Annotated in this window: 25 protein-coding genes and 1 pseudogene; 9 read left to right on the top strand and 17 right to left on the bottom strand. The window is 72.9% G+C overall.

Annotation, left to right across the window (positions count from 1 at the left end):
• Positions 1-22: 22 nt before the first annotated feature.
• Positions 23-1,999, top strand: a complete 1,977-nt coding sequence (locus CP970_RS06275) for a DUF5107 domain-containing protein (RefSeq protein ID WP_191094877.1) — start codon at positions 23-25, stop codon at positions 1,997-1,999.
• A 58-nt stretch (positions 2,000-2,057) separates the two neighbouring features.
• Here CP970_RS06275 and CP970_RS06270 read toward each other — a convergent pair whose 3' ends face one another.
• The 7 genes from CP970_RS06270 to CP970_RS06245 form a co-directional block, all read right to left on the bottom strand.
• The gene (locus CP970_RS06270; protein WP_055548490.1) at positions 2,058-3,356 is read right to left on the bottom strand and encodes an amidohydrolase family protein; all 1,299 of its coding nucleotides are present in this window, start codon (positions 3,354-3,356) and stop codon (positions 2,058-2,060) included.
• Between the two features lie 29 nt (positions 3,357-3,385).
• Positions 3,386-4,666: an amidohydrolase family protein gene (locus tag CP970_RS06265; RefSeq protein ID WP_150493051.1), complete on the bottom strand. Its 1,281-nt coding sequence runs from the start codon at positions 4,664-4,666 to the stop codon at positions 3,386-3,388.
• 698 nt (positions 4,667-5,364) lie between these two features.
• Positions 5,365-6,099 (bottom strand): GntR family transcriptional regulator, encoded by a 735-nt coding sequence (locus tag CP970_RS06260; RefSeq protein WP_224058286.1) that lies wholly within the window; start codon positions 6,097-6,099, stop codon positions 5,365-5,367.
• A gap of 55 nt (positions 6,100-6,154) precedes the next feature.
• Positions 6,155-6,511: a VOC family protein gene (locus CP970_RS06255; protein WP_055551378.1), complete on the bottom strand. Its 357-nt coding sequence runs from the start codon at positions 6,509-6,511 to the stop codon at positions 6,155-6,157.
• A 182-nt stretch (positions 6,512-6,693) separates the two neighbouring features.
• Positions 6,694-6,771 (bottom strand): 50S ribosomal protein bL37, encoded by a 78-nt coding sequence (locus CP970_RS45935; RefSeq protein WP_370443954.1) that lies wholly within the window; start codon positions 6,769-6,771, stop codon positions 6,694-6,696.
• A gap of 60 nt (positions 6,772-6,831) precedes the next feature.
• Positions 6,832-7,452 carry a hypothetical protein gene (locus tag CP970_RS06250; RefSeq protein WP_398654674.1) on the bottom strand — a complete coding sequence of 207 codons (621 nt, stop codon included), beginning with the start codon at positions 7,450-7,452 and terminating at the stop codon, positions 6,832-6,834.
• A gap of 28 nt (positions 7,453-7,480) precedes the next feature.
• On the bottom strand, positions 7,481-8,575 hold the full coding sequence (locus CP970_RS06245; protein ID WP_055551376.1) for an enolase C-terminal domain-like protein: 1,095 nt from the start codon (positions 8,573-8,575) through the stop codon (positions 7,481-7,483).
• Positions 8,576-8,964: 389 nt separating this feature from the next.
• Between CP970_RS06245 and CP970_RS06240 the strand changes: the two genes are divergently transcribed.
• The gene (locus tag CP970_RS06240; RefSeq protein ID WP_055551374.1) at positions 8,965-10,815 is read left to right on the top strand and encodes a transketolase; all 1,851 of its coding nucleotides are present in this window, start codon (positions 8,965-8,967) and stop codon (positions 10,813-10,815) included.
• Between the two features lie 6 nt (positions 10,816-10,821).
• Here the strand turns inward: CP970_RS06240 and CP970_RS06235 are convergent, their stop codons facing one another.
• Positions 10,822-11,370: a hypothetical protein gene (locus CP970_RS06235; protein WP_055551369.1), complete on the bottom strand. Its 549-nt coding sequence runs from the start codon at positions 11,368-11,370 to the stop codon at positions 10,822-10,824.
• Positions 11,371-11,553: 183 nt separating this feature from the next.
• Here CP970_RS06235 and gvpK point away from each other — a divergent pair.
• Positions 11,554-11,652 (top strand): annotated as a pseudogene (gene gvpK, locus CP970_RS06230) (gas vesicle protein GvpK); the annotation flags it as partial.
• A gap of 13 nt (positions 11,653-11,665) precedes the next feature.
• Here gvpK and CP970_RS06225 read toward each other — a convergent pair.
• The 3 genes from CP970_RS06225 to CP970_RS06215 all read right to left on the bottom strand — a co-directional run bounded on the left by CP970_RS06225 (position 11,666) and on the right by CP970_RS06215 (position 14,380).
• Positions 11,666-11,836 (bottom strand): hypothetical protein, encoded by a 171-nt coding sequence (locus CP970_RS06225; protein WP_055551366.1) that lies wholly within the window; start codon positions 11,834-11,836, stop codon positions 11,666-11,668.
• 96 nt (positions 11,837-11,932) lie between these two features.
• Entirely contained in the window at positions 11,933-12,742 is an 810-nt protein-coding gene (locus CP970_RS06220; RefSeq protein ID WP_055551364.1) for a class I SAM-dependent methyltransferase, read from the bottom strand.
• Positions 12,743-12,823: 81 nt separating this feature from the next.
• Entirely contained in the window at positions 12,824-14,380 is a 1,557-nt protein-coding gene (locus CP970_RS06215; protein WP_055551362.1) for a bifunctional phosphatase PAP2/diacylglycerol kinase family protein, read from the bottom strand.
• A 159-nt stretch (positions 14,381-14,539) separates the two neighbouring features.
• Here CP970_RS06215 and CP970_RS06210 point away from each other — a divergent pair, with 159 nt between their 5' ends.
• The 3 genes from CP970_RS06210 (at position 14,540) to CP970_RS06200 (ending at position 17,156) form a co-directional block, all read left to right on the top strand.
• Complete coding sequence (locus CP970_RS06210) at positions 14,540-16,159, top strand: ABC-F family ATP-binding cassette domain-containing protein (protein ID WP_055551360.1); 1,620 nt, start codon at positions 14,540-14,542, stop codon at positions 16,157-16,159.
• Positions 16,160-16,278: 119 nt separating this feature from the next.
• Positions 16,279-16,518: a DUF6158 family protein gene (locus tag CP970_RS06205; RefSeq protein WP_055551359.1), complete on the top strand. Its 240-nt coding sequence runs from the start codon at positions 16,279-16,281 to the stop codon at positions 16,516-16,518.
• Positions 16,515-17,156, top strand: coding sequence for a TIGR03086 family metal-binding protein (locus CP970_RS06200; protein WP_079043763.1), 642 nt, complete (start codon positions 16,515-16,517; stop codon positions 17,154-17,156). The genes CP970_RS06205 and CP970_RS06200 overlap by 4 nt, the downstream gene beginning before the upstream one ends.
• Before the next feature lie 58 nt (positions 17,157-17,214).
• On the opposite strand, the gene CP970_RS06195 is transcribed toward CP970_RS06200, so the two are convergent.
• Complete coding sequence (locus CP970_RS06195; protein ID WP_055551357.1) at positions 17,215-17,655, bottom strand: CBS domain-containing protein; 441 nt, start codon at positions 17,653-17,655, stop codon at positions 17,215-17,217.
• A gap of 263 nt (positions 17,656-17,918) precedes the next feature.
• Between CP970_RS06195 and CP970_RS06190 the strand changes: the two genes are divergently transcribed.
• Positions 17,919-18,755: a SigB/SigF/SigG family RNA polymerase sigma factor gene (locus tag CP970_RS06190; protein WP_055551355.1), complete on the top strand. Its 837-nt coding sequence runs from the start codon at positions 17,919-17,921 to the stop codon at positions 18,753-18,755.
• Positions 18,756-18,829: 74 nt separating this feature from the next.
• On the opposite strand, the gene CP970_RS06185 is transcribed toward CP970_RS06190, so the two are convergent.
• Positions 18,830-19,486, bottom strand: coding sequence for a DedA family protein (locus CP970_RS06185; RefSeq protein WP_055551383.1), 657 nt, complete (start codon positions 19,484-19,486; stop codon positions 18,830-18,832).
• Between the two features lie 244 nt (positions 19,487-19,730).
• Here CP970_RS06185 and CP970_RS06180 point away from each other — a divergent pair, with 244 nt between their 5' ends.
• Together CP970_RS06180 and CP970_RS06175 are read left to right on the top strand one after the other, a co-directional pair.
• Positions 19,731-20,978 (top strand): aminotransferase class I/II-fold pyridoxal phosphate-dependent enzyme, encoded by a 1,248-nt coding sequence (locus CP970_RS06180; RefSeq protein ID WP_055551353.1) that lies wholly within the window; start codon positions 19,731-19,733, stop codon positions 20,976-20,978.
• Positions 20,975-22,147: an MBL fold metallo-hydrolase gene (locus tag CP970_RS06175; protein ID WP_224058283.1), complete on the top strand. Its 1,173-nt coding sequence runs from the start codon at positions 20,975-20,977 to the stop codon at positions 22,145-22,147. The genes CP970_RS06180 and CP970_RS06175 overlap by 4 nt, the downstream gene beginning before the upstream one ends.
• 41 nt (positions 22,148-22,188) lie before the next feature.
• Here CP970_RS06175 and CP970_RS06170 read toward each other — a convergent pair whose 3' ends face one another.
• The 4 genes from CP970_RS06170 to CP970_RS44045 form a co-directional block, all read right to left on the bottom strand.
• Positions 22,189-22,803: a DedA family protein gene (locus CP970_RS06170; RefSeq protein WP_055551351.1), complete on the bottom strand. Its 615-nt coding sequence runs from the start codon at positions 22,801-22,803 to the stop codon at positions 22,189-22,191.
• Positions 22,803-23,579, bottom strand: coding sequence for an MBL fold metallo-hydrolase (locus tag CP970_RS06165; RefSeq protein ID WP_055551349.1), 777 nt, complete (start codon positions 23,577-23,579; stop codon positions 22,803-22,805). Before CP970_RS06165 ends, CP970_RS06170 begins: the two co-directional genes overlap by 1 nt.
• Before the next feature lie 377 nt (positions 23,580-23,956).
• On the bottom strand, positions 23,957-25,000 hold the full coding sequence (locus CP970_RS06160) for a tyrosine-type recombinase/integrase (RefSeq protein WP_169801256.1): 1,044 nt from the start codon (positions 24,998-25,000) through the stop codon (positions 23,957-23,959).
• A 360-nt stretch (positions 25,001-25,360) separates the two neighbouring features.
• Positions 25,361-25,519 carry a hypothetical protein gene (locus CP970_RS44045; RefSeq protein WP_157877763.1) on the bottom strand — a complete coding sequence of 53 codons (159 nt, stop codon included), beginning with the start codon at positions 25,517-25,519 and terminating at the stop codon, positions 25,361-25,363.
• Positions 25,520-25,627 lie beyond the last annotated feature (108 nt).

The raw sequence follows: 25,627 nt of genomic DNA, 5'->3' as shown, positions 1-25,627 counted from the left end.
GCCGCCCGGTCGAACGTGTTCCATGGTGATCGTGAAGACCACCGTGCGCCGTGACGTACTGACCCTGCCCGCCGCCCCGTTGGGTCCGGAGAACCCCCTGCCCGCGCTGCGGCCGCTCGACGAAGTGCACACACTGGACGAGCGTGCCAAGGAAGGGCTGCCGCGCGACATGGCGCGCCAGCTCGGCTACGAGCCGCTGCGCGGCATCCTGCCCGTGCGGCTCGTCGACGGGTACGGCCGGGACCGCACCGAGACGCCGATCGACACGATCGTCATCGAGAACGACCGGCTGCGCGCCACCGTCCTGCCCGGCTACGGCGGCCGCGTCCACTCCCTCTTCCACAAACCCACAGGGCGCGAACTCCTCTACCGCAACCCGGTGTTGCAGCCCGCCGCCTTCGCGCTCAACGGCGCCTGGTTCTCCGGTGGCATCGAGTGGAACATCGGCGCCACGGGGCACACCACGCTGTCCTGCGCGCCGCTGCACGCCGCGCGTGTGACCGCGCCCGACGGCGGCGAGATGCTGCGCCTGTGGGAGTGGGAGCGGCTGCGCGACGTGCCCTTCCAGGTGGACCTGTGGCTGCCGGAAGGCTCCGACTTCCTGCACGTCGGCGTGCGGATCCGCAATCCGCACGAGAGGGCCGTGCCCGTCTACTGGTGGTCGAACATCGCCGTGCCCCAGGAGCGCAGGGTGCTCGCGCCCGCCGACGAGGCGTGGCGGTTCGCGTACGCGGGCGGCCTCGACCGGGTGCCGGTGCCGGAGTGCGACGGGGTCGACCGGACGTACCCGACGCGCAGCGAGTACCCCGCCGACTACTTCTACGACGTGCCGGACGACACCCGGCGCTGGATCGCCGCGCTCGACGCCGAGGGGCACGGGCTCGCGCAGACCTCGACGGACCGGCTGCGCGGCCGCAAGCTCTTCGTCTGGGGCACCGGCACCGGCGGCGGACGCTGGCAGGAGTGGCTCACCGAGCCGGGCACCCCGGGCTACGCCGAGATCCAGGCGGGCCTCGCGCGCACCCAGCTCGAACACGTACGCCTCGACGCCGAGAGCGAGTTCAGCTGGCTGGAGTCGTACGGGCCGCTGTCCGCGCGGCCCGACCTGGTGCACGGCGACGACTGGGACGGCGCGCGGGGCGAAGCCGCGGCGCGGCTCGCCGAAGCGCTGCCCCGCGAGGCCGTCGACGCCGCCTACGAGGCGTGGCTGACCTGCGCCGACACCGAGCCGGGCGAGTCGCTCGCCACCGGCTCGGGCTGGGGCGCCCTCGAAGTGCTGCGCGCCGAGTACAAGCTGTCGGGCACGCCCTTCGCCGAGTCGACGCTGGGCCCCGAGCAGGCGCCGTGGCTCGAACTGCTGCACACCGGGGCCGTGCCCGAGCCGCGCCGTGTCGCCCCGCCGGGACCGACCCTGGTGTCGCCGCACTGGCGCGACATGCTGGAGACCGCGCCCGCGCGTCCGCAGGCCGAGTACCACCTCGGGATCGCGCAGTGGCACGCGGGCGACCGGGCGCAGGCCGTCCGCAGCTGGGAGCGCGGCCTCGAACTGGCCCCGTCCCGCTGGCCGTTGCTGCGCTGTCTCGCCGTCGCCGACCAGACCGAGGGGCACGCGGAACGGGCCGCGGACAGTTACGCGGCCGCCTTCGACGACCTCTGCGAGGAGCGCAGGGACGACGGCGAACTCTGGACGGCGGCCACCGCGGCGCTCGGCAGGGAGGCGATGGCCGCGCTGCTCGCGGTGGGCCGGACCGAGGCGGCCCGCGCGGTGTGGGAGCGGCTCCACGCGCGGACGCGGACCGAAGGAAGGTTCCGCCTCGCCGAGGCCCAACTGCTCTTCGCCGAGGGCGACATGGACGGCGTGCGGGCGGTCTTCGACGAGGGCTTCGAGGCGGCCGACCTGCGGGAGGGCGCGGAGACCGTGGGCGAACTGTGGGCCGCGGCGACCGGCGAGGAGATAGCGGCGCGGTACGACTTCCGGATGCGGCCGCCGGGGGAGTGAGGCGGGCGGGGCCCCACCTGGCGGTGGGGCCCCGGAACCGCTGCCGGAACTCGCGGAGTTACACCAGCTTCCCGTTCCTGGCCACGACGCGGCCGCCGTGCACCACCATGTCCCGCTGCGGCATGTCCACCACGACCTGCGGCAGGCACTCGGCGCGGACCAGGACGAAGTCGGCCGGGGCGCCCGGCTCCAGGTCGGCGCGGTCCAGGCCCATGACGTCCGAGCCGCCGTGCGCGCCCACGCGGTAGCAGTCCGCGAGTTCCTCGTCCAGGCGCACGTCGGTGACCCAGCCGAGGATGTGCGTGCGGTGCAGCATGTCCGCGTTGCCGAACGGGCTCCACGAGTCGCGCACCCCGTCCGAACCGAGCCCGACCCGCACCCCGTGCTCGCGCAGTTTCGCGATGGGCAGGACCAGTGACTCGTTGGGCGCCACGGTGGTCAGGGAGATGTCCAGGTCGCCCAAGTCGGCGGCCATGACGTCCAGTTCGCGGTCGGACAGGTTCGGCAGGCAGAAGACGTGACTGACCGTGACCTTGCCGCGCAGGGACAGCGCGCGGGTGCGGTCGATGATGGCCCGCAGGACCTTCGTGCCCTTCTCGTCCCGGTCGTGCAGGTGGATGTCCACGCCCACGCCGTGCCGGTCCGCGAGGCCGAAGACCAGGTCGAGCTGCTCGTCCATGGCGTGGTCGAAGCTGATCGGGTCGATGCCGCCGACCAGGTCGACCTGCCCCGAGCGGGCCGCCTCCTCTAGGAGCTCGGCCGTGCCCGGGGTCCGTACGACGCCGTGCTGGGGGAACGCCACGATCTGTACGTCGAGCGCGTGCCGCAGGCGTTCACGGGCCGTGTTGACGCCCTCCACACCGGCCAGGTCGTAGGCGGGCGCCACGTCCACGTGGGCGCGCATCGCGCGGGTGCCACGGGTCACGGCGTGCGCCATCAGGCCGTACGCGCGCTCGCCGACCGGACGGGACTGGCTCTTGAACAGCTCCACGTCCTGCGCGCAGTAGTCGGCGATGCCGCTCGCGGGCTTCCGCGTCACCCAGTCCCCGCCCCAGGTGGTCTTGTCCGGGTGGATGTGGGCGTCCACGAGCGAGGGCAGTGCGATGCGTCCGTCGCAGTCGACCACCTCGGCGCCGTGCGGCGCGCGGCCGCCGGTGATCCTGCCGTCGACCACCGTCAGGTCCACGGCCTTCCGCGCGCCGAGGGGGCGTACGTCGCGGAAGACCACGGCCTTGCGGCGCCTGTCGTCGCGCGCGCCGGACGCGGCCGCGGCGGGCGAGGCGGACGAGGCGGCGGCTCCCGTGCCGGCCAGGGCGGCGGCTCCGGCGAGCATGCCGCGGCGGGACAGTGGCGTCATGGGGACTCCTTCGGGGTGTGTGGGTGCGGTCAGACCGGGATGCCCGCGCGGATCACGCGGACGGGCTTCTTGAGGACCGACACGTCTGTCAGGGGGTCGCCGTCGAGGAGGATCGCGTCACCGGCGAAGCCGCGCGCGATGCGGCCCGAGGTGCCCTGCAGACCCAGGAGGCGCGCGGCGCCCGTGGTGGCCGTGCGGATCGCGTCGAGCGCGGGCAGGCCCGCCGCGCGCATCAGTTCCACCTCGCCGCCGATCGGGTCCACGGTGCCGCCGGACGAGTCCGTGCCCGCGGCGAGCGGCACCCCGAGCTCGTGGGCGGCGCGCACCGCGCGCTTGAGCACCGGCAGGTAGGTGCGGCCGCGCTCGGCGAGCACGGGGTCGTCGGAGTCGGCGAGACCGGCGATGGCGGTGAGCGTCGGCGTGAAGTACGTACCCCTGCGCCGCATCTCGCGCAGGGTGCGCTCGCCGACGAACACGCCGTGCTCCAGCGAGCGGATGCCCGCCCTGACCGCGTCGTGACAGCCCTTCTCGCTGTAGCTGTGGCAGAGCACGCCCTTGCCGCCGCGGCGGGCTGCCGCGACGACGGTGGACAGCTGCTCGCGGTCGTACACCTGGGCGAGCGGGTCCTGCTCGGGCAGCCCGGCGCGCTCGTTCACGCGGGTCTTGATGACGTCGGCGCCCCGGGCGAGATTGACCTCGACGACGCGGCGCAGCGCCTCGGGTGAGCGCACGCCGTCCCGGAGCCTGGCGAGCGGGGTCAGGTCCGGGTCGGCGAGGATCGTGTCGCCGAGGTCGGGCGTGACGAAGATGCCCGCGGCGCGCAGCCGGGGCGCGAGCTCGGGCGCCTGGCGGGCCAGTTCCCGTACGGCGATGTCCTGGTAGAAGTTGGTCGAACCGCTGCGGGCGGTGGTCGCGCCCTTGAGCACGGCGTCCCGCGCCTCGGCCGCGGTGTTCAGGTGGATGTGCGCCTCGACGAGCCCCGGCAGGACCCACGTGCCGTGCGCGTCGAGCACGTCGATGCCCTCGGGCACCCGTGCCCTGCCGCGCGCGCCCGCCGAGCGGACCACGCCGCCGACGATGACGACCACCGCGTCCTCGGTGACGTCGCCGGTCGCGGGGTCGAGCAGGGTGCCGCCGTCGATGACGAGATCGCCGCCGACTCCGCGACGCTCGGCCCGCTGCGGACTCGCCGATGCGGCCGGCGCCGCCGCCGAGAGCGCCGCCGTGGTGCCCGCCAGCGCCGCGGCACCCGCGAGGATGCCGCGCCGGGTGAGGCGGGAGGCGGGTGGCGGGGTGTTCTCAACGCACATCTGGTGACTCCTGGGGAGGGCGAGCGGAGTGGACGCGTCCGCCAGTTTGTATACCAATGGTGGGGTGCCTGCAAGGGTGGGGGAGGGGCTTGCGAGGTATTGGGAGGTAATTCCGGGCAGGGGTGAGGTGGGGAAGTTGTCGCTGGTATACCGCAAGAGGTTGCTCCTCCCTTGAGGGGAGAGCTGGGCGGCTGGTGCCGAGGCGTGGAGGCTGGGGCTGGGCTGCGGGGGGGGGATTGCTAGGGCTCGCCCGCTCAGGCCTGCGGGTCCCCTCAAAGAGCGCCCGCTGCGCCCCGCCCGGCTGGGGCCTGCCCGCTGAGGCCGGGCTGCGCGGGTCCGCCTGATGGGGCGTGGCGGCGCGGGTGGGGCTGCTGAGGCTCGCCCGCTGAGGCGTGTCGCTCGGGTGCGGCTGTTCAGGCCTGCCCGCTCGGGCCCCCGCTGTCCTCGAAGGGCGCCCGCAGTGCCGCCGCGCGGCTGGGGCCTGCCCGCTGGGGCCCGGCTGATGGGCTGTGGCTGCGCGGGTGGGGCTGCTGAGGCGTGCTGCTCAGGCTCCCGTTTTCCTAGAAAGGCGCCTGCAGCGCTACCGCCCGGCTGCGGCCTGCTGCTAAGGGCGGGTTGCTGAGGCCCGGCTGCTGGGGCTTGCCCGCTCAAGCCTGCCGCTCAGGCCCCCGCGCCCCCGCGCGGCTGGGACCTCCCGTTCAGGCCCGGCCGCTGGAGCCCGCCCGCTCAGGCCCGCCGCCCAGGCCCCCGCCCAGGCCCAGCGCCCGCAGCGCCACCGCCCTGCTGTCCCGGACGTGTAGCAGCGTGCTCGCCGCCGATGTTTCCTCGTCGCCCGCGGCGATGTGCCGGTAGACGAGGCGGTGCTGGGAGCGCATGTGGTCCGGTTCCGCGTGCATGCCGAAGAGTAGTTGGAGCTGCCAGCTCAGCTGTTCCATGGTGCGCGCGAGCAGGGGGTTGCCGGTGAGTGCCACGATGCCCTCGTGGAACGCCGTGTGCGCGGCGGTCTCGCGCGGGCCGTCGTCGGCCCGCGACGCCGCCTCCGCGTGGTCGAGGGTGGCCCGCAGCGCGGCGAGCCCCGGCGGCTCGGCCGGGGAGCTCTCCGCCACCTGGCGGGCCGCGAGCCGGGACGCCTGGACGGCCAGCGGCTCCCACACCTCGTACAGATGCTGCACGTCGGCGGGTTCGAGGCGCCGCACCCGTACGCCGCTGTGCGGCAGGAGTTCGAGGAGGCCCTCGGCGACCAGCGCCCGCAGCGCCTCCCGGACCGGGACGCGGGACATCCGCAGCTCCTCGGCGACCTCACGCTCGACCAGGCGCGCGCCAAGCGCGTAGCGGCGGTCGACGATGCGCTGCCGGACGGCCTCGCGCGCCTGGGCGCTGAGCGACGTCCGTTCCGCACCGCCTGACGTACCGCCCGCCGTACCGCTCGCCACGCGCACCGTCCTCCGTTCGGTCCGGGGCAGCCTGCCCCGCCGTGGAGGATACGGGTCAGTCCGTGCCGCCGCGGCGGTCCACGTACTCGAAGACGGCGCCGTCCGGGTGCATCGCGATCAGGTTGCGGCCGACCGGGGTCGGGACCGGGCCCGCGATGACGCGCGCGCCGGAGGCGTTCAGGACGGCGTACGCCTCGTCCACGTCCCGCACCGCGATGGTCGCCGAGACCTTGCGGAGCACTTCGAGCTCCGCCTCGGGCCCGCTCATCAGCAGGAAGCAGCCGACCGCGGCCACGGACACGCCGCCGCGTTCGAAGCGCATGGCCTTGCCGCCCGCGAGCCGCTCGTAGAACACGACCGAGGACTCCAGGTCCTCGACGCAGATCCGCAGCGTGGTTCCCAGGATCTCCATGATTGGAACGCCCTCACCTCTTCGACCAGCCCCACCGGCCCCGCAACGATTTCATGATTGCCCGTGCTCCCGCCACCGCCATCGGCGACCGCGTTCCGCCGACTCCTCCGGTCAACTCCCGGGCCCCGCAAGCCCGTCGGGGGCGGCACCGTCCGGTGCCGCCCCCGACGGTCACGCCCGCCCTACGACTGGGGACGGCTGCCGTGGTTCGCGCCGTTCTTGCGGCGGGCCTTCTTCTTGCGGCGTCGCTTCGAGGACATGGATACCTCCGTGTTTCCGATGGTGCTTCCCGGGTGCGAACCCGAGCGATCACGCGCCGCCTACCCCGGAGGAAACCCGCCCATGGTGTGGCCTTCGTCACATGTTCCCCGTGGGGTGCTTCCCGTTGCCCAGCCCGTCGCCGCCACCACCCGCGCCGCGATGTCGCGTACGTCGCGGCCGTCCGTGGCGATGCGGTGGGCGTCCGGTGGAGTGTGCGCGCTCAGGTGGCGGGCCATGAACTCGCTGCGGCGCAGCTGCTGTTCGAGTTCCGAGCCCTGCTCGCGGGCCGTCAGACGCTGTTCCACCGTCGCGTCCGTGGCCGTGAGCAGGACGCGGATGATGCGCGGTCCATCGAGGGCACGTGTGAACAGCCGCTCCTCGCTGCCGAGCACGCTCGCCGTGTTCGTGTACACGAGCCGACGGCAGCCGAGCTCCGTGTAGTTGGCCCAGAGCGCCGCCAGGTTCCGCTCGGTGATCCGCGAGCGGTCCGGATCGTCCCTCGGCGCCGGGTGGACCAGGTCGAGCAGGTCGCCCTCGATCAGCGCGTGGCCGATGTCCGCGGCCCGGAGCCGTGCCGCGACTTCCAGGCCGACGGACGTCTTGCCGACCCCGGACCGGCCCCCGATGAGCAGTACTTCTGCGTTCTCCACGCGCGGGTTCTCCATGTGCGGGTTCTCCATGCGCGGAGCGTGCCAGGCGCGAGGGCGCTCACGCGACCCGGAATTCCTCCACGTCGTCCGTGCGCAGGGCGAGGCCGTGCCCGATGCCGCCGTCCGGACGGACGGAGCCGCCGGTCGGGTCGAGCGCCCCCGCGAAGAACATCGACTCGATCCGCACGTGGTCGTGGAACCACTCGACGTGCCGCAGGTTCGGCACGCACGCGGCCACTGCGGCGTGCGCGTGCGGCGCGCGGTGCGCCGAGACCTCCAGGCCGTGGGCCTGGGCGAGGGCCGCGACGCGCAGCCATTCGGTGAGCCCGCCGCAGCGCGTCGCGTCGGCCTGCAGGCAGTCCACCGAGGGGATCGTGCGCGCGAAGCAGGGCAGGTCGTAGCCGTACCCGCCCGCCGCCACGTCGCACACCAGCGCGTCCCTGATCAGCGCGAGCCCGCGCAGGTCGTCCGACGGCACCGGCTCCTCGAACCAGCCGACACCGTGCTCGGCGAGCACCCTGCCCACCCGTACCGCCTGCTTGCGCGTGTAGCCGCCACCGGCATCGACGTACAACTCGGCCTGCGGGCCGATGACTTCGCGCGCGGTGCGCACCCGGAACACGTCGCGGGCCGCCGCGCGGCCCCGGCTCTCACCGATCCTTATCTTCACGCGCGGGATGTGCTGGCCGTGCACCCAGCCGTTCAGCTGCGCGGCGAGATGGGTGTCGTGGTACGTCGTGAAGCCGCCGCTCCCGTAGACCGGGACCTCGTCGCGGGCCGCGCCGAGCAGGCGTACGAGGGGGAGTTCGAGAAGGCGGGCCTTGAGGTCCCACAGGGCGATGTCCACCGCCGAGATCGCGCAGGCGGCGGCCGGACGGCCGGTGTCGCGGACCGCCTTCGTCATCGCGTCGTGCGCGGCGGGGATGTCGAGGGCGTCGAGTCCCATGACGGCGGGGCCGAGTTGCTCGGCCACGAGCGCGGCCGCGGCGGCGGGCGCGTAGGTCCAGCCCGTGCCCGTCGCGTCGCCCGCGGTGATCTCGGCGACGACGATGGTCGTGGTGTCCCAGGCGAAGGTGCCGTCGGCCTCCGGCGCGTCGGCGGGCACGGTGTAGGCGGAGACGGCGGGCCGTTCGATGGAGACTGCGTCCTTCATCGGATCTTTCCCCGGTCGTGGTGTGCGGTGCGCGGTGCGTACGCGGCGGGCCGGTCGGTCTGCCGCGGGGCGTGGCGTCGGGTCGTGGTCCTGCTCACGGCGTGCCACGAACGCGGCTGCGTGTGCCGATGCGGATACGGCTCCGGGTAACCCCGACGCGCGGGGGCAAACGGCTCCGGTGTCCGCCGCCCCGGAGTTTGGCGGCCGCCGCGCAGGGGCACGCGGGAAGCCCCGACCGCACCGCACCGCCTGCCACCGCACCGCACCCGACCACCGCCGGAGGCGCACCCCCGCCCCCTGCAGCCACCGTGACCTGGGCCTCACCGTCAAGCTGACGCCCCGGTCCGTCGCGAGCCGTCACGAGACCCCGCGCACCAAGGAGGACCCGCATGACCAGCATCAGTGAACTCGCAGACGTCGCGCGTCAGTTGCGCGTCGACTCGATCCGGGCCGCGGCCGCCGCGGGCTCCGGGCACCCCACCTCGTCGATGTCCGCGGCCGATCTGATGGCGGTGCTCATCGGCGGCCACTTCCGCTACGACTTCGAGCGGCCCGCCCACCCCGGCAACGACCGGTTCATCCTCTCCAAGGGGCACGCCTCGCCGCTGCTCTACGCCGCGTACAAGGCGGCGGGCGCCCTCACCGACGAGGAACTCCTCACCTTCCGCAAGGAGGGCAGCAGGCTCGAAGGGCATCCGACGCCGCGGGCCCTGCCCTGGGTCGAGGTCGCCACCGGGTCGCTCGGGCAGGGGCTGCCCGTCGGCGTCGGCATGGCGCTCTCCGGCAAGCGGCTCGACCGGATCCCCTACCGCGTCTGGGTGCTGTGCGGCGACAGCGAACTGGCCGAGGGTTCGGTCTGGGAGGCGGCCGAGCACGCCGGGTACGAACACCTCGACAACCTCACCGCGATCGTCGACGTCAACCGCCTCGGCCAGCGCGGCCCGACCCGCCACGAGTGGCGCCTGGCCGCCTACGCCGACCGCTTCGCCGCCTCCGGCTGGCACGTCGTCGAGATCGACGGGCACGACATCGACGACATCGGCCGCGCCTACGACGAGGCCGCGTCCACCGCGGGCCAGCCCACCGTGATCCTCGCGCGCACCCTCAAGGGCAAGGGTGTCGCCGCCGTCGAGGACCGCGAGGGCCTGCACGGCAAGCCGCTGCGGGACCCCGAAGCGGCGATCCAGGAACTGGGCGGGGTGCGCGACGTCCGCGTCGAGGTGCGCGAACCCGCCGCCGCGCGCGCGATGCACGCCGTGCGCAGCGGACACCTGGAACTGCCGCGCCACGAGGTGGGCGACGCCGTGGCCACCCGCACCGCCTACGGCCAGGCGCTCGCCGCGCTCGGCACCGCGCGCGGCGACGTCGTCGCCCTGGACGGCGAGGTCGGCGACTCGACCCGGGCCGAGTACTTCGCCAAGGAGCACCCCGACCGCTTCTTCGAGTGCTACATCGCCGAGCAGCAACTCGTCGCGGCCGCCGTCGGGTTGGCGGCGCGCGGCTGGGTGCCGTACGCGTCGACGTTCGCCGCGTTCCTCACCCGCGCCCACGATTTCGTCCGCATGGCGGCGATCAGCGGCGCGGGAATCAACCTGGTCGGCTCGCACGCGGGCGTGGCCATCGGCCAGGACGGCCCCTCCCAGATGGGCCTGGAGGACCTGGCGGTCTTCCGCGCCGTGCACGGCTCCACCGTCCTCTACCCGTGCGACGCCCACCAGACGGGGCGCCTGGTGGCGGAGATGGCGGGGCTCGAAGGGGTGCGCTATCTGCGTACGTCGCGCGGCGACACACCCGTCATCTACGGTCCCGGCGAGGAGTTCCCCGTCGGCGGCTCCAAGGTCCTGCGCGCCAGCGACGCGGACCGCCTCACCGTCGTCGCCGCCGGGGTGACCGTCCACGAGGCGCTGGCCGCCGCGGAGACGCTCGACGGCGCGGGCATCCAGGTCCGCGTCATCGACCTGTACTCGGTCAAGCCCGTCGACAGGACGACCCTGCGCGAGGCGGCCGAGCGCACCGGCTGTCTGCTCACCGTCGAGGACCACAGGCCCGAGGGCGGCATCGGTGACGCGGTGCTCGACGCGTTCACCGACGGCAGGCCGGTGCCGCGCCTGGTACGGCTCGCGGTGCGGAGGATGCCGGGCTCGGCCTCGCCCGCCGAACAGTTGCGCGCGGCGGGCATCGACGCCGACTCGATCGCGGCGGCGGCGCGGCTCCTCGTGGAGCAGGGGGTGGTGCGGTGAGCGGGCTCAGGCGTGCCGAGCCGCCCTGAACCAGGCGTTCGCCGCGGGGCGGAACATCAGCGCCACCGCCGTGAGGACCGCCGCCAGATGCAGCACGCGGCTCGCGCCGAACAGCACGTCGAGGACGTTCAGGTCACGGAAGACGTCGCCCGGTGAGTGCCCGTCGGCCAGCCACTCGACGGGGCCGATCACCAGGGACAGCGTGCCGAGTACGCCGAGTCCACCGGCCAGCGTCAGGCGCGCCCAGTTCGCGCCGCGGCGCATCCGCACCGCGACCAGGACGGCCGCCGAGAACACGGCCATGCGCAGCACCAGACCGCCCGCGATGCCGCCGCCGGACGCGTCCCCTTCGGCCACCGCCCCGGCGACGGCGAGCACCGTCTCGAAGACGCCCGCGGCGACCGCCGTGAGCCAGAGCGCGAAGGCCGCCCTGACGGCGGTGGGGGCCGGTGGCTCGTCAGGACCGAGGAGCATGCGGGGCAGTAGCCGCGACTCCTTGGTGTGCGGGAGCGGCCGGGGGCGGGGCGCGTGGTGCAGATCGGCGTTCTGGTTCATGGCGGGCCTCATGGGTGGGTCCGGTCCGCAGGGGCGCCGCCCTGGGCGCCGGTCCTGCGGGTCACTGATGTCGGACGGTTGTCCGACATCGCAGATCCTTCCGGCCGCCGCGCCCCGGCACACGCCCGCCGTCCCCCCACTTCCTGGTGGTGCCAGCCACCCTCCCCACCAGGGTGAATACCGGAGGACCGGATGGCCGAGCTCAGGGACCGGTACGGGCTGCGGCCCGAGGACCTGAATCTGGTCCTCGGGCCGCTGGGCCCCCTGCTTCCCAGGGGCTGACGGGGGGAACTGACTACCACCTGTACCAGCGGGACCTCGACCCCGTGGCGGTCGAACTGCGCATCACGAAGCCGAGCAGCCAGATGACGAGCACGGCGATGGCGATCCACCAGAGAACCTTCACGGCGAATCCCGCTCCGAAGAGGAGCAGCGCCAGCAGAAGGACCAGCAGAATAGGAACCATAGTGTCTACCTCCTGCCGACCGGGTGTCCCCAAACGGCAGTTCTACGCGCCCCGTCGAGCCGAACCGCCTTTCGGTTCGAGGGGCGGTGCCGCCCGCTACTTCCGGCAGAGGATCTCGCCGTGCAGCACCGCGAACCAGGCGTCGTCCTGCTTCCCCCACTCCCGCCAGGCGTCGGAGACGGTCCGCAGGAGTTCCCCGTCCGCGTGGCCGCCCTCGACCGCGCGCTCGGCGTAGGCGGAGGCGAGGGTGCGGTCCGCCCACAGGCCGCTCCACCAGGCGCGCTCCTCCTCCGAGGCATAGCACCAGGTGGCCGCCGTGGCGGTGATGTCCGTGAAACCGGCCTCCAGGGCCCAGGACTTGAGGCGGCGCCCCGCGTCGGGCTCGCCGCCGTTCGCGCGGGCCACGCGCCGGTAGAGGTCCAGCCAGTCGTCCATGGCCGGGGTGTTGGGGTACCAGGTCATCGCCGCGTAGTCCGAGTCGCGCACGGCCACGATGCCGCCCGGCTTGCAGACCCGCCGCATCTCGCGCAGCGCCCGCACCGGATCGCCCACGTGCTGGAGCACCTGGTGCGCGTGGACCACGCAGAAGCTGTCGTCGGGGTAGTCCAGGTCGTGCACGTCGGCGACGGCGAACTCCACGTTGTCCAGGCCGCGTTCGGCGGCGGTCGCGCGCGCCTGGTCCAAAATCCCCGGCGCGTGGTCCACGCCCGTGACGTGCCCCTCCGGGACGAGCGCCGCCAGGTCGGCGGTGATGGTGCCGGGGCCGCAGCCGATGTCGAGGACCCGCATGTGCGGCTTGAGCGAACCGACCAGGTACGCGGCTGAGTTGGCGGCCGTGCGCCAGGTGTGCGAACGCAGCACGGACTCGTGGTGCCCGTGCGTGTAGACGGCGGTCTCCTTCGGCATGGCGGCAGCTCCTTCGGTGTGCGTGTGTCAGGAACCGTACGCCGCCATGCCGAATAATGAGACCCGCGTATCAATATGTGGTCAGCGGGTGGCCGTCAGCGGCCGGTAGACGGTCAGCGCCTCCGGCAGCTTGTCGAGGAGCAGCGAGCCGTGGACGTGCCGCACCTCACCGTCGTACGCGACCGCCGTGCCCGGGCCGAGGCCGTCCACCCGCAGCCGGGGCAGCCGCGAGGCCGCCTGCGCGGGGGAGCGCACCTCGGGTCCCGTCAGGGCGGCGGCGAGGAGCCGCGTGCCGGGCCTGCGCCCGCCGTGCACGATCCGCACGTCGAGCAGCCCGTCCGCCAGGTCGAGCCTGCGGCCCGGGGTGAAGCCGGGCCTGTGATAGGTGCAGTTGCCCGCGAAGAGCAGCCACAACGCCCGGTCCTTGCCCCGGAACTGGGCGACCATCGGCCGTTCGTCGGAGCGCAGCACCTTCAGCGCCGCGAGTACGGACGCGGGCTTGCCGCCGATGCGCGGCGACCAGTGCTCGCGCAGCCGCACCAGCTCCGGGTACACGCCCAGGCTGAACGTGTTGAGGAAGTACCCCTCCACGGCGTCCTCCGTCGCGGTGGCCCCCTCCGGGCCATCGCTCCTGAAGCGGCCCACGTCGACGGCGACCGCCTCCCCGCCCTCCACCGCGCTCGACAGATCGCGGGCGTCCTCGACCCCGAGGTCGTACGCGAAGTGGTTGAGCGTGCCGCCGGGCAGCACCGCGAGCGGTATCCCGTGCTGCAGGGCGACCGTCGCCGCGGCGTTGACCGTGCCGTCGCCGCCGCACACGCCGAGGACCCGCGCGCGGGCCGCCGCCTTGCCCAACTCGGCGACCAGCTCGTCCGGTTCGGCGAGGACGACCTCCGCGTCCGGCAGCGCGGCGTGGAGCGACTTGACGCGGTCCGCGGTGCCCGCCCCGGCATTGGCGACCAGGACGAGGCCCGCGCCGCCCGGCAGGGCGGGAGCCGCGACGCGGGGTCGTCCCGGCGGCGCGAGCTGGGACCGCGTCGGCACCAGACCGCGCACCGCGAACGCCGCGCCCGCGCCGAGCGCCCCGCCCACCAGGACGTCGCTCGGAAAGTGCGCCCCGGTGTAGACGCGGGACGCCGCGACGGCGGCCGCGAGCGGCGCGACGGCCGCGCCCCAGGCCCGCGACTCCAGCGCCACACCGGTCGCGAAGGCGACGGCGGACGCCGAGTGGCCCGAGGGGAAGGACGTGGTGATCGGTTGGCGCTTGAGCTGCCTGATCAGCGGTACCGCGTCGAGCAGCGGCCGGGGGCGGCGCACCGAACGCTTGCCCAGGGTGTTGATGGCAGCGGAGGCGAGGGCCAGCGAGGCCACACCGCGCAGCGCGGCACGCCGGGCCCGCGGGGTGCGGGTCGCGGCGATGCCCGCCGCCGCGGCGAACCACAGCACGCCGTGGTTGGCGCTCCGGCTGAGCCCGGGCAGCACGCGGTCGCCGCCGGGCCAGTGCCGGGCGGCGACCGCTTCGAACAGGCGGCGGTCGAGCCCGACCAGGCGGGACTTGACCGGGCGGTGCCCGGCTGAGGACGGGGGCAGGGACAGGGACAGATCGAGGTCGGAGACGTCCGAGGAGTCAGGGCGCATGGACGCTCGCGTACCCAGGGCGCCGCGATTCAGGCCACGGGACCGCGCAACCGCAGGTGGGAGCGGAGGGAGAGGGAAGGAGGAGCGGAGGGGGACCCCGTGCGTCCCCGCAGGGAAACGGTTTGCCCGAGCGGCGTCCGGACACGGAGAATCACCGCCATGGGACATCTGGAAGCCGCGCACCTCGAGTACTACTTGCCGGACGGGCGGGCGCTGCTCGGTGATGTCTCCTTCCGGGTCGGCGAGGGCGCGGTCGTCGCCCTGGTCGGGGCGAACGGCGCGGGCAAGACCACGCTGCTCCGGCTGATCTCCGGTGAGCTCCAGCCGCACGGCGGCAGCGTCAACGTCAGCGGCGGGCTCGGCGTGATGCCGCAGTTCGTCGGCTCCGTGCGCGACGAGACCACCGTGCGCGACCTGCTCGTCTCCGTCTCCACGCCGCGCATCCGCGAGGCCGCGAAGGCCGTGGACGCCGCCGAGCACAAGATCATGACGGTCGACGACGAGGCCGCCCAGCTCCAGTACGCCCAGGCGCTCTCGGACTGGGCGGAGGTCCAGGGGTACGAGGCCGAGACGCTGTGGGACATCTGCACCACGGCCGCGCTCGGCGTCCCCTACGACAAGGCGCAGTTCCGCGAGGTCCGCACGCTCTCCGGCGGTGAGCAGAAGCGGCTCGTCCTGGAGTCCCTGCTGCGCGGCTCCGACGAGGTCCTGCTCCTGGACGAGCCGGACAACTACCTCGACGTACCCGGCAAGCGCTGGCTGGAGGAGCGGCTCAAGGAGACCCGCAAGACCGTCCTCTTCGTCTCCCACGACCGGGAACTGCTCGCCCGAGCCGCCGAGAAGATCGTCAGCGTCGAGCAGAGCCCCGGCGGCGCCGACGCGTGGGTGCACGGCGGCGGCTTCGCGACGTACCACGAGGCCCGCAAGGAGCGCTTCGCGCGCTTCGAGGAGCTGCGCAGGCGCTGGGACGAGAAGCACGAGCAACTGAAGAAGCTGGTCCGCAACCTGCGCCAGGCCGCCGAGATCAGCCACGAGCTCGCATCGCGGTACCAGGCGGCCCAGACCCGGCTGCGCAAGTTCGAGGAGGCGGGACCGCCGCCCGAGCCGCCGCGCGAGCAGGACATCACCATGCGCCTCCAGGGCGGCCGCACCGGCGTGCGCGCCGTGACCTGCCAGGGCCTGGAGCTCACCGGGCTGATGAAACCCTTCGACCTGGAGGTCTTCTACGGCGAGCGGGTCGCCGTCCTCGGCTCGAACGGCTCGGGCAAGTCGCACTTCCTGCGGCTGCTCGCGGGCGGCGAGGTGGCGCACACCGGCGCCTGGAAGCTCGGCGCGCGCGTCGTGGCGGGCCACTTCGCGCAGACCCACGCCCACCCCGAGCTGCTCGGCCGCCCGCTGCTCGACATCCTGTGGCGCGAGCACGCACAGGACCGCGGGGCCGCCATGTCGCGCCTGCGGAGGTACGAGCTGACGGCCCAGGCCGAGCAGAACTTCGAGCGGCTCTCCGGCGGCCAGCAGGCCCGCTTCCAGATCCTGCTCCTGGAACTGGAGGGCTGTACGGCCCTGCTCCTCGACGAGCCGACCGACAACCTCGACCTGGAGTCGGCCGAGGCGCTGCAGGACGGCCTCGAGGCGTTCCAGGGCACGGTCCTCGCCGTCACCCACGACCGCTGGTTCGCCCGCTCCTTCGACCGGTACCTGGTCTTCGGCAGCGACGGCAAGGTCAGGGAGACCCCCGAGCCGGTGTGGGACGAGCGACGGGTCGAGCGCAAGCGGTAGCCCGGGAGCGCCGGGGCCGTACGCGGTGCATCCTGGGTAGGACGGCCCGATCGGGTACCCGGGGCGCGGGGAGCGACGTGACGCAACGACCGGAACGACCGGAGCGATCGGAGCGATCGATGAACGGAGTCGACCCGGTACGGCTGGACGACAAGGAGCTCATCAAGGAGCTGGAGACGATCCACCGCACCCGCCACACCACGCTGCTGCACGGCTCGAACGACGCCCTGCGGGCGCACAACGAACGCATGGCGGTGCTCGAGGGCGAGTACCTGCGCCGCCACCCGCGCAGGTCGGTCGCGGCGGGGCGGACGCGCGCGGGCGCGCGGGAGCGGGAGAGGGGAAACGGCGACTCATGACGGACGAGCGGCACGACACGAGCAGCGCGAGCGGCACGGGTGAGGCGAGCGACACGGGCGGGGCGGCCGATCCGGCGCTGCTCGACCGGCACGCGGCGGCCCTCGACCTCTTCACCGACCGGGTGCACGCCGTCCGCGCCGACCTGTGGGACGCGCCGACGCCCTGCACGGACTGGACCGTGCGGGACCTCGTCGCCCACCTCACCGGCGAACAGCTGTGGGTGCCCTCGCTCGTCCGCGACGGCGCCACCACCGCCTCGGTCGGGGACGCCTTCGACGGCGATGTGCTCGGCCCCGACCCCGTCGCCTCCTGGGACACCGCGGCCGCCGCGTCCCGCGCGGCGTTCCGCGAACCGGGCGCCCTGGACCGCACCGTGCACCTCTCCTTCGGCGACACCTCCGCCGCGTTCTACTGCGGGCAGATGACGACCGACCTCGTGGTGCACGCCTGGGACCTCTCCCGGGCGATCGGCTCCGACGAGGCGCTGCCCGCCGCGCTCGTCGACTTCTCCGTACGCGAAGTCGAGCCGTACGCGGCCGAGTTGGCGAAGAGCGGCCTCTTCGCCCCCGCGGTCGAACCGCCCCCGGAGGCCGACGCGCAGACGAGGCTGCTGGGACTCCTCGGCCGCCGAGCGTGACGCCTTCGGTCATCGCGTTCGGTCATCGCGTTCGGTCATCGCGCCGACGGACCCGCTCTCAGGGTCGCGCGATGTCCGGCCAGGTGTCCGGATCCGCGCCGCTGATGTCGGCGAGCGCGGAGGACGGATCCCGGGCGAGCGCCAGGTCGCCGAGGCTGACCATGCCCACCGGGCGGCCGTCCTCGACGACGGGCAGCCTGCGGACGGCGTGGTCGCGCATCAGATCGACGGCGGCGGACACCGCGTCGTCGGGCGTCACCACCACCGGATTGGGCGTGCAGATCGCCTGTGCGCTGACCGTCAGCGGGTCGGCGCCGTCGGCCACGGCGCGCAGCGTGATGTCCCGGTCGGTGAGCACACCGAGGATCCGGCCCCCGACGGCGACGAGCACATCGCCGATGTCCTGTGCGCGCATGAGCTGGGCGGCTTCGACGAGTGAGGCATCGGGACGCACCACCACGACGCCGGTCGTCATGACGTCCCTTACGTAATCAGCCATGGCTTCGGCCCTTCCTGCGTACGTTCCTGCATACGTTGAGTCCTGATGTCCGGGTGTCCGGCACGGCCCGGCGGAAACCTCGCGGTGTTTGTCCTCACAAGTGCGGGGCAAGCGAAGAGGAGTGCTTCGGACAGGAGGCACGTCCGTGGGAGTGGCGGTTTCGTCGGCCCCGGGTGTGTCTCGTGGTCTTTCGACACGTGCACGCGCTCCCACGGTGACCGCCCAGTCAAGGCACTCACCTATTGAGGGAGTTGCGACGCACCATGCGATCCCACACGACCACTGTCCAGGCGACCAGGACCGCGGCCGCCGCCCCTGCCAGGACCAAGCGACATCCGCACGACGACGCCCCGGACACGGCGGCCGCCTTCGAGCGGCTCGTCGAGATGGAGGAGGGTCCCGAGCGGGACACCCTGCGTCAGGAAGTCGTCGAGGTCTGGCTGCCCATGTCCGAGCGTCTCGCGGGGCGCTTCCGCAACCGCGGCGAGTCCCTCGACGACCTGCGCCAGGTCGCGGCCCTCGGGCTCGTCAAGGCCGTGGACCGCTACGACCCGCGCCGCGGCACCGCGTTCGAGAGCTACGCCGTACCCACCGTCACCGGTGAGATCAAGCGTCACTTCCGCGACCACATGTGGACCCTGCACGTACCGCGGCGCGTCCAGGACCTGCGCAACCGCGTGCGCTTCGCCCGCCAGGACCTCGCCCAGACGGTGTCGGGGCGCGCCCCGACCACCGCCGAGATCGCCGAACGCGCGCAGATGAGCGAGGAGGACGCGAAGGCGGGCCTGGAGGCGCTCGACAGCTTCACCGCCCTCTCCCTTGACGCGGAACTCCCGGGCAGCGAGGACGGCTACTCACTGAGCGACGCCCTCGGCGGACCCGACCCCGCGCTCGACGTCGTCATCGACCGCGAGTCCGTCAAACCGCGCATCGCGCAGCTGCCAGAGCGCGAACGCACCATCCTCTACATGCGGTTCTTCGGCGACATGACCCAGAGCCGCATCGCCGATGAGATGGGCATCTCGCAGATGCACGTCTCGCGGCTGATCAGCCGCTGCTGCGACCGGCTGCGCGACCAGGTCATGCGGGACGCCGCGTAACGCGCGAGGTCCTGCCGCACGACGCGCGGCGGCCCCCGTTCCCAACGGGGGCCGCCGTCAAGCCGGTTGGCGCGTCAGGCGGCGCTCCGCGTCTCCTGCGCGGCGGGCGTCTCCTGTGCCTCGGGCTGGGGCGCGCGGCGGTGCCGGAGCCAGCGGACGCCCTCGTGCAGCAGCGTGATCGAGAAGGCGATGCCGAGGCCGAGCGCGACACCGAGCAGGGGCGTGTCCTCGAAGGCGGCGCCGCCGACGTAGCCGAGGCAGGCCGAGTAGATCGCCCAGGACGACGCGGCGATCGCGTCGAAGAAGGTGAAGGAACGGCGCGGGAAGCCGGTGGCGCCGGTGGTCAGCGTCGCCGCGGTGCGGCCGCCGGGGATGTAGCGGGCGACGACGAGGACGAGGCCGCCGCGCTCCTCCAGCATCTTGCCCACCCGGTCGTACGCCTTGCGGCTGCGGCTCTCGGGCTTGAGTTTGGCGAAGATCTTCTGTCCGGACTTGCGCCCGATCCAGTAGGAGATGTGGTCACCGGTGAAGGCACCGAGCGCGGCCACGACGATCACGAGCACGAGCTGGGGATCACCGGTCGAGGCGGCGAACACTCCCAGGGTGATCACCAGCGTCTCGCTGGGGACCACCGGGAAGAAGCCGTCCAGTGCGGCGATGCCGAAGAGCACCGCGTACACCCACGGAGAGGTGACGAAGCCTTCGACTGCATGGATGATCGCGTCGTTCATGACCACCAGCGTAGGAATCGGGACCGGCCCCCCGCTGCGCACGATCGGCACGACTTACCCCTGACTTTCGTCGAGTGCCCGGCGGCCCGCCGCAGGCCTTAAGGAGGACCCCGACCCTCACCCGGGCGGGGGGCAAGCGCGCGCGGGAGGGCCCCGGGCGCGCTCTGATGGGCTCATACGGCCAGGTCCTGGGTACGCACAGCGGCGAAGGGGCAGAACGTCACGTGAGCGCACGGAGGTACGCATGCGGCGGACGGACCCCGAAGGGCACGGGCCCGTCCGGTACGGGCCGCCCCCACCGGAGCCGGGCCTTCCGGTCCTGCCCGAGCTGGCGGCGGCCGCCGCCGCGGCCGCGGGCAGGTCCCACGGCGAACCACCGGGCGGGAGCCCCGTACTCCTCGACGCCGCCTGCGGCTACTGGGCCAGGCGCGGCCTGCCCGCCGAGCGCGACCACGTCGTCGCGGCCCCCGGCGCCCCCACCCTGCTGCTCGCCCTGACCGCGGCCATCGGCGGCGACGTCCTGCTGCCCCGCCCCTGCCCGGCCTGGTGGGCGCCCCAGGCACGGCTGCTCGGCCGCGCGGTCTACCACGTGCCGACCCCCGCGGAGTGCGGCGGCGTCCCCGACCCGTACGCACTCCTGGAGACCGTCCGCCGCGTCCGCGCCGAAGGCGGCAGACCCCGGCTCCTCGTGCTCTCCGTCGCCGACGACCCGACCGCCACCGTGCCGCCCCCCGACGTCCTGCACGAGGCCGTCGAAGCGGCCGCCGACGAGGGCCTGCACGTGATCAGCGACGAGACCTGGCGCGACACCCTGCACCGGCCGCGCGACACCGTCCTGATCGGCCCGGCGGAGATGGACCACGCGCGCGTGACCGTCCTCTCCGACCTCTCCGGCGCCTTCCTGCCCCCGGCACTGCCCGCGGCCGTGGCGCGCTTCCCCGACACCGCGGCGGGCAGCGCCCTTCGGGCCCGCACCCTGGACGTCCTCGCCGCGCTCGGCGCCGTGCCCGGGGGCCCGGCCGCCGCGGCCGCGACGTACGCGCTCGGGGAACCGGACGAGATCGGCGAACGCCTCACCTCGGCCGTCCGCCTGCACGCGCGCGTGGCCGCCGCCGCGCAGCGCGCCGTGCTCGCCGCGGGGGGCCTGGCCCGGCCCCCGCAGGCGGGCCGTCACCTCTACGCCGACCTCGGCCCGCTGCGCCCCGCGCTCGCCGCACGCGGCGTCGGCGACGCGCAGGACCTGGAGGACTTCCTCGGCGAACGGCTCGGCATGCCCGCACCGGGCGGCCACCGCTTCGGCGACGAGATCGACGCCCTGCGCGTACGCCTGGTCACGGGGCCGCTGCTCGGCTCGACACCCGACGAACGCATGGCGTCCCTCGCCGCACCCGACCCACTGGAATTGCCGCATGTGGAACGGGCGTTGAGCAGGTTCGGATCGGCCTTCGACGATCTCCGCGCAGAAGCCCAGCGAATGGAGCCTCCTCGGTGACTCAGCAGGCGCAACGGACGCAGCAGATGCAGCAGGCGCAACAAGCGCAGCAGGCGCAAGAGGCACAGCGAGTGCAGGAGACACAGCAGGCGCAGCAGATGCAGCAGATGCAGCAGACGTGGCAGACACAGGGGGCGCAAGAGGCACAGCAGGTGCAAGAGGCGCAGCTGCAGACGGCCGTGCGGCCGGTCTCCCCGCACGCGCCCGCCCCGCCGCACGCCCCCGGCGGGATCCGCCGGTGGCCGAAGTCGTTCGCCGACCGGCTCACCGCCCCCCTGCCCGGCCTTCGCGCCTTCGCGCGCTTCGCCCGTGAGGGCGCCCTGCGGCCCCGCCCCGACGGGCTCGCCGACATCCAGCGACTGCCCTACGACCCCGGCCCGCTGCCGCGCGTCGACGCGGGCACCGTCGCCGTCACCTGGGCGGGCCACGCCAGTTGGGTGCTGCGCGTCGGCGGGCTCACCGTCCTCACCGACCCCGTCTGGTCCCGCAAGATCCTCGGCACCCCGGCCCGGGTCACCCCGGTCGGCGTCGCCTGGAGCGCCCTGCCGCGCGTCGACGCGGTCGTCATCAGCCACAACCACTACGACCACCTGGACGCCCCGACCCTGCGCAGACTCCCCAGGGACACCCCCGTCTTCGTACCCGCGGGACTCGGCCGCTGGTTCACCCGCCGCCGCTTCAGCAGGGTCACCGAACTCGACTGGTGGGAGGGGGCCGAACTGGGCGGAGTGCGCTTCGACTTCGTGCCCGCGCACCACTGGTCCAAGCGGAGCCTCCTGGACACCTGCCGCACGCTGTGGGGCGGCTGGCTGCTCACCGACGCGCGAGGGCAGCGGGTCTACTTCGCGGGCGACACCGGATACGGCCACTGGTTCGAGCGGATCGGCGCCCGCTACCCCGGCATCGACCTCGCGCTCCTTCCGATCGGCGCGTACGACCCGCGGTGGTGGCTCAGCGACGTGCACTGCGACCCGGAGGAGGCGGTCCGCGCCGCCATCGACCTCGGAGCGCGGCGGATGGCGCCCATGCACTGGGGTACGTTCCTGCTCTCCGCCGAGCCGGTGCTCGAACCGCTCACCAGGGTGCGTACGGCATGGGAGAAGGCGGGCCTGGACCGCGAGGACCTGTGGGACCTGCCGGTGGGGGCGTCGCGGGTGCTTGCCGCTTGAGGTCTCCGGGCCCGGGGGCCCGGGGGTCTCCGGGCCCGGCGCTAGGCCGTGTGCCTCCGGAGCCTGCGCCACACCGAGGGCGCCACGCTGATCAGGACCGTCAGGCCGATCGCCACCGCGACGCCCTGCCACGGCTCCTCGAACAGGGAGCCGCCCAGGATGCCGATCAGCTGGTACGTCGCCGCCCAGGCCAGACACGCGGGCGCGTTGCCGCGCGCGAACCTGCGCAGCGGCAGCTTCGCCATCAGGCACGCCAGCATCACCGGGATCCGGCCCGCGGGGACGAGCCGGGACAGCACGAGGACGAGCACGCCGTGGTCGTCGAGCTTCTCCTGCGCCTGCCGCAGACGCTCCTCCGGCGCCCGGTCGCGGATCGCCGCGAGCCAGCGCGAGCCGTTCTTCGAACGCATGCCGCGCTGCCCGAGCCAGTACAGGCCCATGTCGCCGATGAACGCCGCGAGCGCCGCCACACCGAAGACGATCAGCAGCGCGAACGGCGCCGTCTGATGGAAGGCGACCACCGCCGCCGAACTCACCAGCGCGCCCGTCGGCACCACGGGCACCAGCGCGCCGATGACCACCAACAGGAACAGCGAGGGATAGCCCACCGCCTGCTGCGTGCTCTCCGGCGTCACCTGGGACGCCGCCGCCCACATCACTTGGCGACCTCCGGCCGGACCCGCTCGCCGTGCGCCAGCCGGTGCACGCTCACCTCCGGCGCGAGACGCGCCGCCTGGCGCACGAACTCCTGGCCCGGCGCGTGGAACTCATGGGGGCGCACGGCGTCCATCCCGATCGGCCAGTACGTGCCGTAGTGCACCGGGACCGCGCTGCGCGGCGCGATCCGGGCGAGCGCCTCGGCGGCACGGGAGGGGTTCAGATGGCCGTGGCCGAGGTAGGGGCCCCAGCCGCCGACCGGCAGCAGCGCCACGTCCACCTCGCCGACCTCCGCCGCCATCCCGTCGAAGAGCCCGGTGTCGCCCGCGAAGTAGGTGCGGGCCTCACCGCTCACCACGAAACCCAGCGCGGGGGAGTGGTGCGGGCCCACGGGCAGCCGCCGTCCGTCGTGCAGCGCGGAGACCACGCGTACGACGACGTCGGCGATCCGTACCTCGTCGCCCGGCACGACCTCGGTGAAGCGCAGCTGGGGCAGCCTGCGGGCGAGCCCCGGCACCGAGCGCGCGGCCCCGCGCGGGACCAGCGCACGCGTGCCCGGCGTGAGCCGCGCGAGCGACGGTACGTGCAGATGATCGGCGTGCAGATGCGAAAGGAGCACGACGTCGGCGACGGCGGCGCCCGGCGGTGGCGGTGCGCCCCTGCGGCGCCGCAGATGCGCCAGGCGGCGCGCGAACAGGGGGTCGGTCAGTACGCGGACGCCCGAGTCCTCGACCGTGCAGGTGGCGTGGCCCCACCATGTGACCTCGACGGGCACCCGGTTCCTCCTTCGTGCGACTGTCTCCGAGCCTACGGCGGGTCGCGGCCGCCCCTTTCCGCACCGGTACAAACCGGACCGCGCGGCTACGTATGTAGCCATGAGAGTAGCCATGAAAGGTGAGGCCTGAGACGGGGGTCGGCGCGGCTGAGTCGATTGCATGCGGCCTCTGTCAACGGCGTGGCGGCAATCAATGAGATCCGCTGGTGAGAGGTGCGGCCGACGGCTGTGGCGCGTTCTGCGGCGGCAAGGCCAGAGGGCTGCGGAACGCGGCAGCGGGGCTGAGGCTGATGACCAGCCTCAGCCCTGGGGAGATTCTCCCTTTGCCTCTGTGCCTATGAGGGAAGCCGCGGGGGAGTGCGGAGGGGGTGCGGTCGTTACGCCGCGTTGTAGACGAGGGGCGGCTTCGGCCGCGCTGTCAGGCTAGCGGCCACTGCACCATGCGTCTCGGCGTGGTCCTTCAGAAGGTGGCTGTACGTACGCCGTAGCTCCACAACGGAGTCGCCCACCCAAGCGGCCACGGTGTGCTCGGGGATTCCGCCCTGGAGGCATGTGGAGATGAAGGTGTGTCGGAGGTCGTGGAAGGTCGGAAGGTTGCCCTCCTCGTCCTTGATGCCCAGCTTCAGCAGTGTGGGCTTCCATAAGCCGTCATTGAGGGAGGTGCGGCCCAGAAGGTAGTTGCGCGGCGTCCAGAAGAGTGCGCGGGCCGAGCCACGCTTGCAGTCGTCGATCTTCTTCTTGTGTGCCCACAGAACGGTCTCCGTGGCTCGTGGCGGGTAGCGCTCCATGTACTCCTGCAGGGCTTCCAGGAGGTACGGAGGCATCGGTACGTCTTTCGAGCTGAGGCGCGGGCTGGTCTTGAGGCGGTCCACGAGGAGGCGCTTGTGGCTGGTCTCCTTGTTCCTGAGCACCTGTCGACGCAGGGTAAGCAGGCTTCGGCCGGAGTCGATTACGTCGTCACACACACCGAACGCCTCTGCCTGCCGGGTGCCACAGGCGAAGCCGAGCATGGGGATGATGCGGTAGCGCTCGGGAAAGGCGTCGTAGATTGCCCAGCACTCGTCCGGGCTGAAGACGTATGACGTCGATTCGCCTACGTAGGGGCCGTCGATCTCGTAGGTGGGGTTGGTAGTGATCTTCCCGTTCTGCAGGGCATCCTTGATGACCATCTGGAAGACCTTCCAATGCCCCTCCGCAGTGGAGTTGGCGATGCGCTCGTTGGCCTCCATCTCGTGGACCCAGGCTTCGACCTGAGCCCTCTTGATAGCTCGTAGGCGCTGGTTGCCCCAGCGCGGATTGAGATGGAGGCGGATGGCTATTTCGTAGTTCTCACGGGTGGTCCCCTTTGCCCGACGTCTGCTGAGCCAGTCAGCCGCCCACTGTCGGAAGGTGAGGTTTGCTTCGACGGGTTCCAGGGCCACGCCAGGAGCCATTCCGTCCAGGACTGCCTGAGCCTGAGCCTGAGTTAGGCCGACGGACTCGGGAATCGTGGCGCGGGTGCGCTTGCCCTCATCGTTCGTGAGGTTGTAGGACCAGCTGTGACCGCAGCCGCCCCTTTTGGGTCTGTTCTGGTCGGGACAGTCGCACCGTCTATAGGCAGTGGGCTTGCGTGCCACGGGGCGCCTTTCGTGATCTTGATCGATTCTCGGGTGGCTCCCTGGCCAGGGGAGTTGGACTCTACGTAGGTGCAGCCATGGCTGGTCAAGCCCGTCGGGAGGGGGCGGAGGGGTCGATGGTGCTCCTTCCCCTCCGGTTCTAACTCCCTTGTCGGCGTGGTGAATTCACTCCGTGCGCGTGTCGATCCATGCCTCGAAATCTCGCTCCCGCACGCGGAGAATGCGGTCGCTGATGCGCACGACGGGGATGTCCCAATTCCTGTAGTTATCGAGGACGGTGCGCTTTGTTACTTCCATCCGCTCGGCAATCGTTTCGAAGCTCAACAATGAATTTGAACCACCGCGAGGCATAGTCTTCCTTGCATATCCGTAGCTGTCCCCGGCGCGCCGATCCGGCCGGATGGAGCCGGTTGGATTCAGCCCGGCACTGGT

This window comes from Streptomyces kanamyceticus, assembly GCF_008704495.1.
Classification (GTDB): Bacteria; Actinomycetota; Actinomycetes; order Streptomycetales; family Streptomycetaceae; genus Streptomyces; species Streptomyces kanamyceticus.
This window is presented reverse-complemented; position numbering and strand designations above follow the sequence as displayed.